The organism is Maribacter sp. 6B07, from assembly GCF_002700155.1.
GTDB classification, from domain to species: domain Bacteria; phylum Bacteroidota; class Bacteroidia; order Flavobacteriales; family Flavobacteriaceae; genus Maribacter; species Maribacter dokdonensis.
In genome coordinates, this window is record NZ_PDUT01000001.1 from 331,477 (window position 1) to 344,880 (window position 13,404).

At 35.7% G+C, this 13,404-nt stretch carries 7 protein-coding genes; all 7 read right to left on the reverse strand.

The window, feature by feature from the left end; all coding sequences use genetic code 11:
- Positions 1-4 precede the first annotated feature (4 nt).
- The 7 genes from CSC80_RS01445 to CSC80_RS01475 all read right to left on the reverse strand — a co-directional run bounded on the left by CSC80_RS01445 (position 5) and on the right by CSC80_RS01475 (position 13,386).
- The gene (locus CSC80_RS01445) at positions 5-922 is read right to left on the reverse strand and encodes a TIM barrel protein (RefSeq protein ID WP_099189267.1); all 918 of its coding nucleotides are present in this window, start codon (positions 920-922) and stop codon (positions 5-7) included.
- Between the two features lie 10 nt (positions 923-932).
- A complete protein-coding gene (locus CSC80_RS01450) occupies positions 933-1,496 on the reverse strand; it encodes a gluconate 2-dehydrogenase subunit 3 family protein (protein ID WP_099189269.1) in 564 nt (187 codons plus the stop codon).
- A complete protein-coding gene (locus CSC80_RS01455) occupies positions 1,496-3,208 on the reverse strand; it encodes a GMC family oxidoreductase (RefSeq protein WP_099191360.1) in 1,713 nt (570 codons plus the stop codon). The genes CSC80_RS01450 and CSC80_RS01455 overlap by 1 nt, the downstream gene beginning before the upstream one ends.
- 378 nt (positions 3,209-3,586) lie before the next feature.
- Positions 3,587-7,717 (reverse strand): ATP-binding protein, encoded by a 4,131-nt coding sequence (locus tag CSC80_RS01460; protein ID WP_099189271.1) that lies wholly within the window; start codon positions 7,715-7,717, stop codon positions 3,587-3,589.
- Between the two features lie 396 nt (positions 7,718-8,113).
- The gene (locus CSC80_RS01465; protein ID WP_236973300.1) at positions 8,114-9,598 is read right to left on the reverse strand and encodes a sulfatase-like hydrolase/transferase; all 1,485 of its coding nucleotides are present in this window, start codon (positions 9,596-9,598) and stop codon (positions 8,114-8,116) included.
- Positions 9,599-9,610: 12 nt separating this feature from the next.
- Positions 9,611-11,251, reverse strand: coding sequence for a sulfatase (locus CSC80_RS01470; RefSeq protein ID WP_099191362.1), 1,641 nt, complete (start codon positions 11,249-11,251; stop codon positions 9,611-9,613).
- 59 nt (positions 11,252-11,310) lie between these two features.
- Positions 11,311-13,386: a beta-L-arabinofuranosidase domain-containing protein gene (locus tag CSC80_RS01475; protein WP_099189275.1), complete on the reverse strand. Its 2,076-nt coding sequence runs from the start codon at positions 13,384-13,386 to the stop codon at positions 11,311-11,313.
- Between the last annotated feature and the right edge of the window lie 18 nt (positions 13,387-13,404).

Sequence of the window (13,404 nt, forward strand, 5' to 3'; positions counted from 1 at the left end):
TTAACTATTTAAAATTATCTATCTCTTTATAGGCATTGATTACCATTTTTTCACCCTCTTTACCCGGTTTTGAATTTTTATGTTCCATACCAAGAATACCATTATATCCTTTTGAATTTATATATTTTAAAACATTCTTGTAATTAATTTCACCAGAGGTAGGTTCAGCTCTCCCAGGATTGTCTCCTATTTGGATATATGCAATTTCATCCCAATAGGCTTCCATATTAGGTATAAGATTACCCTCTTGAATTTGTTGATGATAGATATCGAATAATATTTTACAGGAAGGCGAATCAACTGCCTTACATATTTCATAAGCCTGCGGTGATCTTGTTAAAAATGCACCAGGATGGTTGAAGAAATTGAGCGGTTCTAAAACCATGGTTAAATTATGAGGTTCAAAAATAGCCGATGCTTGTTTTAAGGTTTCGATTACGTTGGCCGTTTGATATCCCATATGTATTTTAGGTGCCGCATTACCTGGTACCACTGTCATCCATTTAGCATTAACCCTTTTAGCTACTTCAACAGACTGTTTGCAATACGCAAGAAATTCCTCTCGTTTACTTATATCACCAGACCCCACATGACCTTCCTTTAGAAATACGGCAACAAAAACACCCATTTCAATACCGCGGTCTTGCATTGTTTTAGCCATCTTTTCTTGCAAGGCTACATCCCTTTTCCGCATTGAATTATCCTCAAAAGCTGTAAAGCCTAGATCAGCCATAAAATTCAATTGGTCAATAGGATCTTTACCTGCATGATTTTCAAACATCCCAATATGAGGTGCATACTTTAAATTAAAACTGTTCTTTATATTGGTGTTCTGCTGGCCATTAAATGACATGAAACTTCCTGCCAACGGTAATGCACTACCTGCCAAAGCTGATTTCTTCAAAAATCTCCTTCTTTCCATTTGTTCTCAATTATTCGGACCAAGCTCTACCATTAGTCAATTCATTTAAATCTGCACACGGTATATATTCACCAGGAACTGGTAAATAAGCCAGCACCTGTTCACCTACATACTCGTTGCATTTGTAGCCCCAAATAATCAAATCACGTAATTTTAGGGCAAAAGGAAATTCATCATTGTTTTTTTCTACTACCGCTGAATTTATAACTGGAGTTAAATCACTTACGGACAATGTTGCCATTTCTGTTTTATCAGATCTAGACAAAGCTATTGAAGCTAAATTCTTCAAAGTAATTTTTAAGGCTTTTTGCTGTTCAGAATCTAAACATTCATCAGCAAAAAAATCTATAAACCTATGCACATCTAACTCAGAAGCCGAAGGTGTATCAGTTTTGGGCAATACCACATCTACAATGATTTTAAGCAAATTCCCCTCATCTTCTGTAAGGAAAGTGGGTACCCAAGTTATTGTCTTTTCACCTTTACAACTTTGTAACAAACTTGTAAATGTTGGGGCAGCGATAACATATCCCATGGTTAACCCCATCTGTACTAATACTTTTCTTCTATCCATTAGATATTTCCATTTTTAAGTTCTTGAACGGCATGGTCAGCGGCACGTGCTGTAAATGCCATATAGGTTAACGAAGGATTAACACAACTTGAGGAAGTCATGAACGCGCCGTCAGTAACATATACATTAGGTACGGTATGTACTTGGTTATGCCCATTTAATACTGAAGTTTTAGGATCACGGCCCATACGCGCAGTCCCCATTTCATGAATACCATGCCCCATATTGTACTTGCTATTATTCATTTTAATATCACGGAAACCTGCTTTTTTAAGCATTTCAGCCGCAGAAACGGCAATATCTTCACGCATATCCAATTCATTTTCCCTTATCTCAGCGTCAAAAGTTACCGTAGGTAGACCCCAACTATCCAAATTGTCATAATCAAGTGTCATTTTATTATCCGAATAAGGAAGAATTTCACCAAATCCACCAACACCCATGACCCATCCGCCTGGTTTTAAAATTGCTTCTTTTAATTTAACTCCTACACCAAATTCTGCAATGGACGTTTTCCAATCTTTTCTATTGGCGCCACCTTGATAACCAAATCCTCTTATATAATTTTTATCTTTTGAAGCTCCATTTAAATTTTCAAACCTTGGTATATATATTCCATTTGGTCTACGACCTTTGTAATATTTATCATCATAACCATCTATTTTACCATTAGCTCCGGCGCCTAAATGGTGGTCCATAATATTTCTTCCCAATTGGTCAGAATCATTACCCAGACCATTGGGAAAGCGGTCAGATTTTGATTGTAATAGAATGGAGGTCGAGGCAACGGCCGAGGCACACAAAAAGATCACTTTGGCATTAAAAACCAATTTTTCCTTTGTTAATCTATCAATTACTTTTACCCCACTAGCTTTCTTTGTATTGGGATCATAAACTACTTCTGTGACAATAGAATCTGGGCGTAAAGTTAAATTACCCGTTCGTTCAGCAGCAGGTAGTGTAGAAGAATTGCTACTAAAATACCCACCAAAAGGGCATCCTCTTGCACAGCGATTTCGAAACTGACATTTAGTTCTTCCTTCAAAAGATTTATCACCTGTAATATGGGCAATTCTACCAGCGGTAACCACTCTACCATCAAAATTTTTAGATACACCATCTCTAAAATGCTGTTCTACACAGTTCAATTGCATCATCGGTAAAAATTGACCGTCGGGAAGTTGAGGGAGTCCTAAATTTTCTCCAGAAACCCCAATATATGTTTCTACTTTATCATACCAAGGTGCAATATCTTTATAACGAACAGGCCAATCTACACCATGCCCATCATTTTTGTTTGCCTCAAAATCAAGATCGCTCCAACGGTAGCTTTGTCTTCCCCAAGTTATTGAACGACCGCCTACATGGTAACCACGCATCCAATTAAAAGGTTTTGTCTCGTTATATGGATGTTCAAGATCATTAACGAACCATTTATACGAATCTGCCGACCTCCCTTTATTGGTTCTGCTTTGCTTTGGTCTCTTTGCTTTTTCATCTAACGAAAGCTCCATGCCATGAGGAAAATCCCAATCGTCCATAAGAGCCGTTTTATAATCCTTAATATGCTCAACCATGGGTCCACGTTCTAAAATCAAAGTCTTTAATCCCTTTTCACATAATTCCTTGGCAGCCCATCCTCCAGATATACCAGTACCTACTACAATGGCATCATAAGAATCTTGCTCTTCATTAAAATAAAATTTACTCATATGGTTGTTTGTTTTTAATAGCTTAACATTGGCAACTTTCTTAATTTTTACCACAATATCTTTCTACTTAAAACTAAGTATTGCTCTAGTTCAAATGACGTTTAAAAATCATAATTTGATGTATTTGCGAGTGTATCTAATGTCTCTCTCTGTAAATTAGTAATCTCACCTACCAAAAAGATGATGGTAAGGTCATTTTTTATCTTAAAGAGCAATGACCATTGCCTACTTGCGCAGTTTAAGATTTGATCATACTTTAAAAACAACTGAAAAGGTGTTGACCAAAATACAATACTTAGGTATTACTATTTTAGCATACACCACTGATAGTATGAATACCAAAGTAAAAAATGTATTATTGTTAAGGATAATTTCTAATTAATTATTAGACAATTGGGTGGCAACAAATTTACCAGGGGAAACGTTGTATTTTTCTTTAAACAGTTTACTGAAATGGGTTCTGCTTTTAAATCCTGTCATTACACATACTTCACTGACAGATATTTTTTGGTCTTGTGCCAATAATTCAGCGGCCTTTCTTAATCGAAATAACTTTAGTAATTCAAAAGGAGTTTTGTTTGTCAAACTTTTTACCTTTTGATAAAAATGAGTACGATTCATGAATAAATTTCGGGCAAATTCATCCATATCCAAGTTCTCGTTAGAAAGGTTTTCGTTCATTAAATTATATAGCTTTTCTAGAAATGCGTCATCGTTCCTATTATTTATATTATTGTCCTTAACCATTGGTAGTCCAATTTCAAAACGCTCTCTAAGTCTTTTTCTATTTTCTAGCAAAGCAACCGTGCGGGTAATCAATTGGCGAGCATCAAAAGGTTTCTGAATATACGCATCGGCACCATCTTTTATGCCCTGAATACGATTTTCAATGTCTGCTAAAGCCGTTAGTAAAATAACTGGTATATGACTCGTTTTTATATCTACTTTAATACGTTTACAAAGTTCTAGACCATCCATAATGGGCATTTGAATATCACTTATAAGTATATCTGGCCATTGTTCATCCATTGCCTCAATACATTGAGCTCCATTATCAAAGACTTTTACTTCAAAATATTTAGACAAAATATTGGAGACATGAATTTGCATATCTACGTTATCTTCAACGTAGTAGACAATTTTGTCCTCATAATTATTTGTTATTTCTATAGGAGCTAGCTCAGTATTCTGAAACCATTGATTCTCATTAACTGCATTATTCTCTGCAGTAAGTATTTCTAACTTTCTAGTCTCTTGATCTAAAGCCGACTCTTTTTTCACCACTGGCAAACGTACTTTCATAGTCGTACCATTGTTCAATTCACTATCCGCTTCAATATAGCCGTAATGCATTTCTACCAATCTTTTAGAGAACGCTAAGCCTATACCTGAACCTACTGCATGAATATTCTGATTCTTTTTTGATCTAAAAAAGCGTTCAAATATATGAGGTAAATCTTCTTTATCGATACCTCTGCCCGTATCACGGATTATCACATTCAAATCTTTCTCGGATACTGAATAGCTAACATATATTTTATCTCCAGGATCAGAATATTTAAAAGCATTACTGAGAAGATTATTAAATATCTTTTCTAATTTATAACGATCTGCCGATACGACAATATTAGAATGATCCGCCAATACTTCTAATTCACGATTTGTATTTTCCGCCAAAAATCTAAAATCTACTAGCAACTCTTTAAGAAAACTATCAAAATAGAATCTAGAGTAATCCATTTCCATAACATTTGCGTCTACACGCTCAAAATCATTTACTTGATCTATAAGTTGGCTTATTTTTCGTGACTGTCGCTCTACTATATTTAATTTATTTTCAACATCCAAATTCCCTTTGAATGTATCCGACAACACTTTTATAGGACTAGTTATTAAGTTTAATGGTGTCTTAAGCTCATGAGAAATATTGGCAAAAAATCTAAGCTTTGCTTCATTGATGGTTTTTTCGGCATCTTTCTCAAGTTTTTCGATTTGAATATTATGCCGCAGCTTTTGCATTTTCAAAATATAATAAAGTATGGCCCCAAGTAACAACAGCGTTAATATAAGATATAGGACATATGCCTTTGTAGTTTTCCAATATGGTGGCGATATGGCTATAAAAAGTGTTTTAGGTACTGTCCACTCACCAACCGAATTAGATGCCGCAACTTGTAGAGAATAGTTATTTGGTTGCAAACCACTATAACTTATTGTCTTTTGATCAGAGGAAGCCTCTATCCATTCTTTATCTACAGGTAATAATCTATATTTTATTTTATGATTATCGGGAGCCTTAAAATGAAGTGAATGTAATTCTACCGAAAAGACATTTTCGTCATAACGTAAATTAATTACTGATGAATCAATTGGGCGCTCTGTTAAAAGGATCCTACCATTTAATGTATCCAATGGTTGGATTATTCGGTTAGAGACTTTAAAATCTCCAAATTGTAACTTAGGAAGCTCTTCTTCAACAGGAACGTCTGCAGTATTAAACAAACAAAAACCTTCTAAACCTGTTAACAATAGTTTTCCGTTACCCATTTTATCTGCCGTATACCAAAAATCCTCAAACGGTAAACCATCCTCTTTTTTAAACGTTCGGAAAGTTTTGTTTACCGTAGAAAACTTATTCAACCCTATATTGGTCGCAATCCAAAGGTTCTCGGAATTATCTACTAAAATACTTTTTACTACGTTATTCGACAGTCCCTGTTTTTCAGAATATGTAATAAACTCCGGTGTTGTATCATCATTTAACACCTTACAGATACCTGCACCTTCGGTACCTAGCCAAAGTTCTCCATCTGTTCTTATAATCGACGAAACAAAATTGCTTGGCAAGCCGTTAATCTGACCATTCTTTTTATATTGCTTTACATTCAATGATGTAAGTAGCTTATCATTATTAACATCTATTCTAATAAGACCATCTTCTGCGGTGCCAAGCCAAACAAAGTCTTTTAAAGGGTCTACGTAGACATATCTGATCAATGATAATCTGTTATTTTTAAACAAGGCATGGGCATTTAAATTTTCTAATCTTAGAACTTCTCCATTTTCGTTTATTTTTAACCGATAGACGTCGTTCTTACAGGTAATCCAAATATTCCCCCTTTTATCTTCAGAAAATTTGAAAGGCGTATCATTCTCAAATTCTGGCAACAGGGAAGTGTCTAAGTGCTTTGGCTTGCTTTCATTTTTCCTTAAGAAAAAATATCCTTCTTCCGAGATTTTAAATAAAGTATTCTTTTCTTTATCGATATAAATCGCAGAAATTTTACTGTTATACCTCTGAGGCAATTTTAGAACAACTGGTTCAAACTGATTTGTAACCGTATTAAAAAGAGCTACTCCCCCTTCATTTTTAGTAAGATAAAATCTGTTTTCATCAAGTTTGGCAATGTGTCTAATATGCGTATCGCTAACACCAAAATCAAATTCTGATTTAGAATCTGATGTTTTAAAAGGATTTGTAGAAGTATTGAACTGGTATACTCCTTTATCAAAAGTGCCCATCCAAAGATCAGTATTCCCTATCGACTTAAAAGAACTTACCCGAAGTAAACCCGAGTTTGATTTAAAATAATCATAACCAGACCCAGATTCGTTAATGAAATCTGACACGGTATTAAAACGCAGTGCACCATCACTTAAAGTACCCAACCATAGCTTTTTTGATGGATCTATTTCTGCAAAATTAAAGCGATACTCCGAGAATATATCTTTTTTGATCAAACGATATACAAGTTTAGCCCCATCAAACTCATATCTTACGATAGAGGCACCATTGCGCTGAGTTACCAGAAATAAGTTTTCACCTATTGAAGTTACCGATCTACAAAAAGGTATTTCATCAGGAAGTATTTGTTGAAATTTGCCGTCCTCTAAATTTGATTCAAATAAACCACCGGTACTTGCAAATAGAAAGTTATTGGATTTTAGGTTTAATGCACCTACAATTTCAATTTTACTGGAATATGAATTAGGCAAACTATACTGTTTTAGAAAATCATATTCAGTATTGAATATCAATATCCCATCAGTTTCGGTTGTTGCAATGATCCTACCTTTGCTTTGGTCAAAAATAAAATTTCTAACAACGGGGCCCTTCTTCTCTTTATTTAGAGTTTTATTTGAAAACAAACTTTTAAACTGAGCTGTTTTAGGGTAATATAGGGTTATACCCTCATCTGTGCCTATCCAAATATTTCCATTTAGATCTTCGGCCAACGCTCTTATTCTATTACTTGTAAAAAGTTCACTATTAACGGTATTCTTAAATGTTTTTAAATCATGCCCGTCATAACGATTAAGACCATCATAAGTACCAAACCACAAAAACCCTTGAGAATCTTCTAAAACAGCTGTTACACCATTATGGGCAAGCCCATTGGAAATGGTCAAATGCTTTTTATACTCCAAGCTATTTTCTTGAGCCGTGGACATCATGGAAAACAAGCATAGCAATAATAAAGTAAAAACTTTACAGCGTTTAACTTTCATAAAAATTGAGTTAGCAATTACAAGATAGCGGAAAAATCTGTATTGAAAAATCTGAAATAAAACCAAGAATAAATAGCTCAGATTACAGAAAATCGATACACTAACACAAATTACACTTTGTAAAAAAATAGCCGTCTAAACCGAAGCCACGTCGAAATCAATAATTAATTAGCTATAATTTTATTTAAAAAGATGGGGTTTAATTAATAAAGCTAGAATGAGAAATCATTATAGAAAACAAATAGAAATTACTAAGAGCGTAAAACGCAAAATACATTACCCCTATTAGTTGTTGATTTAGAATTAGCACTATGTACATCGCTAAATTTTAGATTAACAAAGAGCTATATACCTGAAATAAAAAATAAACTGGATTATAAAAAAGTGTTAAATAACTTACTTTCCACTCAGGTCAAAAGTTTGATTGAACTTCGCCATTTCTTGTTCTACCCAATCTTTTTGTAATTCTTCTGGATCAAACCATTGCGGTTCTGTATGGGTATTACTCCAGTTCTGAGCTTCTAAAACCATTTGTTTCAACTGCTCCGGGTGTTCTTTGCTTAGGTCATTAGTTTCACCTAGATCATTTTCTATATTAAAGAGCTTCCAAGGGTTTTCATTTGTCTTTAAGGCTTTCCATTCATTCTGTCTAACACCAACATCGCTATACCCTTCTCTATGTCTTAAAACAAATACAGGCTCGTCTTTTCTCGGGTTACTATCCTCTATTAAATCTTGCCAAATGTCTTTTCCGTCTAATTTTTTACTCTTTGGGATAGAAGCCCCTGACAATGTCGCAAACGTAGGATAAAAATCTAGCGTAGAAACCGGATAATCAAACTTTTTCCCTGAAGGAATATTTGCCGGCCAATGAAAAAACATTGGCACGCGGTAACCGCCTTCGCAAGTGCTTCCTTTTCCTTCCCTTAAAGGGTAATTATTTGCTCCTTTTGAGAGTTTACCTCCATTATCACTAAGAAAAACAATAAGCGTATTTTCATATTCTTTTTTAGCTTTAAGCGCTTTTACTAACCCGCCAACGCCTCTATCAACTGCATATACCATGGCAGCATACGTTCTTCTGTCTTTATCTTCAATATGCTTAAATAACTCTAGGTCTTCCGCCTTTGCTTCTAACGGTACGTGAGGGGCATTATATGCCAAATACAAGAAGAAAGGATTCTCGTCTGTATTTGTACCTTTTATAAAATCCACGGCTTTTCTAGATAGCTCATCCGTAAGATATTCCGTAGGGTTTTCCACATTTTTGCCATTATGTTCCAATGGCTTTAAATAATCGAAAATAACCTCTCGTCCTTCTGCTTTTTGCTTGTTATAAATAACAGTATATTCCTCTGGAAAATACTTATGACCACCGCCTAAAAATCCATAGAAATCATCAAAACCTCTTTTATTAGGATGATAATCTGCCACTGCGCCCAAATGCCATTTTCCAATAGCACCGGTGGTATAGCCAGCGTTCTTTAACATTTTGCTCATGAAGACTTCCTGTAACGGTATACCCTTACCCACATTCACTTCACTATTTGCAGGTAAATTAAATTGAGAACCTATTGTATGTGGATATCTGCCCGTTAATAATGCAGCCCTACTAGGACCACAGAAGGGGTGTGCTACATAACCTGAAGTTGCAATTATACCGTTCAATGCCAGCTCATCTAATTGAGGGGTGTCAATATCTTTAGAACCGTTAAAACCAACATCAGCATACCCTAAATCATCTGCTACGATCAGTATAATATTTGGTCTTTTTTTTATTTCAGTTAACCGAGATACATCATTTTTTGACATCTCTTTACAACTAACACCTAATAATAGAAAAGAAAAACCGAACGCAAAGCGCACAAAACATTGTCTCATAACCGTAAGAAATTAATTAAACTCAGCCATATTACCCATCCAACCCTTATTAAATTGAACTAAAAGTTGCGCTACTAAATTTGGATTATCATTTGCGATATTCACAGTTTCTTTTGGATCTGATTGATGATTGTAAAGTTCAAAAAATATAGGTTTGGCCTTAGTATCCGTATAATCTTTCCAAACCGTAAAACGATATTGAGATGTACGCATAGAATATCCCATTAATCTATTTTCAAAAAGGTCCCTATTCCATTTATCGCCCTGTTGTTTCTTTATCCTATCTTCGACCTCCTTTAACAATGGTCCGAACGATGTTTCTCTCATCCCCTTAGACAAAGGGTTGGCAGCCCATTCTCGTAATGCCGGACTTGGAAATTGAGTAAATGCCGCTGTTTTCCATTCCATGTTAGGGTTCATCAACAAAGGTTTAAAACTTTGTCCTTCAACACTCTCAGGAATCGACTCTCCTGCTAATTCGCATAGCGTTGGGTACATATCCACTAGTTCAACGAGGGCATTGGTTTTACTACCTCTTACGGCATCTGGCATATTAGGTGTTGAAACTATAAGCGGCACTCGCGTAGCTATTTCGTAGTTAGTTGCTTTTCCCCAAATACCCATGTCGCCCAAATGCCAACCATGATCGCTCCACAGCATAATAATGGTATTGTCCCTTAACCCTTCTTCTTCCAAAGCTTTTAGCATTTTACCTATTTGAGCATCAACATAACTCACTGTGGCCAAATATGCTCGTTTTAAGTTTTTAGCTTGTTCTTCTTTTATATCACCATAATTAGGAATATCTGCTCTAGCACGTAATTCAAAAGAAGCATGCAGCCCCATTGCCGCACCATTTACCGGACCCTCATGTTGATCTGTCAATTGCAAATCCACATCCTCGTACATGTCCCAATACTTTTTAGGAGCGATCCATTCTAAATGAGGCTTTAAAAATCCCAACCCTAAAAAAAATGGTTTATCGTTTTGCGCCATTTCCTTCATAGTTTCAATGGCCAATTCAGTATTATGACCATCTTCATAGCTATTATCAGGAGCGTCTGCAAACTCATAAGCCGGACCTTTACCTAAGCCATTTCTAGGTGCATTTTCACCATATTTGGCAATGACTTCAGCTCGGTTTTTCCTAAATATCTCTTGATTTTCAGCTAGTACATATCCTCTAACCCTATCTGGCATTTCCTCAACTTTAGGCCCTGAATATGCTTTTCTACTCCATGAAAGTTCTTCATCAGTGTAACCAGGATGAAATATCTTTCCCGTATAAACAGTCTCATACCCTGCCGTTTGTAAATGCTGTGGCAAGGTTACTATATCTGGATTGAGGTCTCTGAAATATGAAAAATTTTCGATAACCTTAATAGTCTCCGGTCGGGCGCCTGTCATAACACTTGCTCTAGAGGGGCTACAAATGGCTTCTTGGCAGTAAGCATTATTGAACAAAAGACCTTCTGCCGCAAGTGCATCCATATTGGGCGTTATTGCAACTTCTGAACCGTAGGCGCCTAATTCAGGTCTTAAATCATCTATGGCGATAAATAGAATATTAGGTTTCTCAATTGATTTCTCATTTTGGCCTTTACAGCTCAAAAGAAAAACTTGCAATAAAACAAAGAGGTATATCCCTTTCATTAGCCTTTTCTTGGTTTTATAACTATTTAATTTTTTTAAATCAGTAATTTGAAATACCATTAATTCCATATCATTGGCATGAATACTGTCATTTCACCATTACCACGATTACTCCAAGCATAATAAGGTATTAAATGGGTTTGGTAAGCATCGAATTTTGGCACCCCTACTTCCTGGTACATACCCATAGCTTTATCTTTACGGATCATAACCTCACCATCTAAAGTAGCCATACCTCCTAAATAATCTGGTCTGTAGGTAGGTTTAAATTGGTTACTACCCTTTACGTAAACATCAAAAATACTAGTATTTTCAGGCAAGTCAGCAGTCTCAACACAATACACTACAGGGCCTCTTTTTAACGCAACTTGATTACGAACTTCCTCAATTCTAGGATGACCTTCAACAAATTTCACCTCCATTGGCATATTCAAAGAAATGACGTCTCCAGCTTTCCATTCACGATTAATTTTCGCAAAACTACCTGCAACAACATTGTCAATTGCCTTACCATTAACACTAATGGTACTGCCTTCTGCCCAAGCAGGAATTCTCAACAACATTTCAAAGGCTTCAGCTTTACTTTCTTCTATTGTAATCTGCACTGCACCGTCCCAAGGGTAATTACTTTTTTGGTTCAATTTTATTGCTGATCCATCCAATAAAGTCGTATTCAACTCATTACCGCCATAAAGGTTTACCGCAATTCCGTTCTCTGATTTACTATATGCCCACCCAGGAGATTTAGCTATAGTGCGCACTAGGTTTGGCGGGCAACAAAAACATTTTAAGTAAGGCTGACGTTCTGGAAATTCAACATTCATTTTATCATAATCCAAAGCACCATCTACCTTACGCAAAGGATTAGAATAATAGTAATCTTTTCCTTCTAAGCTAATACCTGAAAGTCCACTATTATGCAACACTAATTCCATAACATCTCCGTGCTTAGAATCTCCACTTAAGGTCAACATTCTATAATTGAACATTGAATTACAAATATTGGCACAGGTTTCATTATAGGCGGTCATGTTAGGCATCATAAATTCATCTATAAAACCTTCTTCTATCTTATCTAAACGAGAGGATCTACCGTAATGCGTTTGCCCAACAGCACCGGTTATATACATTTTTTTGTTAGTAACATTGTCCCATAGCCTATTTAAGGCATCTATCAATGCTTTTTCACCAGTTTCAGCATATACATCTGCAGCTCCCGCATAGTAATACAGAGCAAGTACGGCATGGCCCACAGCTTCTGTTTCCTCTCTAAGTGGTACTCTTTCTTGCACCATATCACCTATAGGATATCCTTTTGTTGTAGAGTCGTCGTCAATTTTATAGGTCCCTCTAAGGTTTATAAATTGTTCCGCCAACTCTAAATAACGTTTATCGTTCGTAGTTCTATAAAGCTCAACTAAGCCCATAATTTGGGTTTGATTAAAGCCAAACCTTTTCAATGAGTCTTTTATTGGTACGAATAATTCGTATAAATAATCTGCATGTTTAATGGCGATATCCAAAAAGTTAGTTTTACCTGTTACACGATTATGGATACATGCAGCGGTCAATAAATGCCCACTATTGTAAAGTTCATGATATCTTCTGTTGGTAAACGGGTCTATATCTTCACGAATGATAGCAGGGGTAGAAAGGTACCCATCATCTTGTTGTGCCTTGCCGATGACCTCTATAATCTCATCTAGTTCATTTACAATAGCTTCGTCCTTGTTTACTCCGTATAGATACAAATTGGCTTCCATCCACTTGTAAAAATCACCATCATGCCACCAAAAACCTTTGTGCTCGCCTTCTTTAAGACCTGCCGCAATTTTAAAGTTATTATAACCATGACCAACATCGCCTTTAAGAATTTCTCCCATATGCGGGATCATAACCTCCTCGGCAATTTTCCATTTATCTGCCCAAAAGCCTTCGGTCCAACGACAATCCCCAATATCTATACTTTTAAGTTTAACATTAGGACTATTCGTATTGTTAATAATACCTCTATTGGTATCTAGTGATAATATTTCTTTTTTTTGATTTACATCTGTTGATGCAACTTCTTGATTTTCTTTACAGGAAAAGAAAACGGCTAAAAGACAAAAGCTGAACAAAGTGATTTTTTTCATTTTACTTAGAGTTGAAAT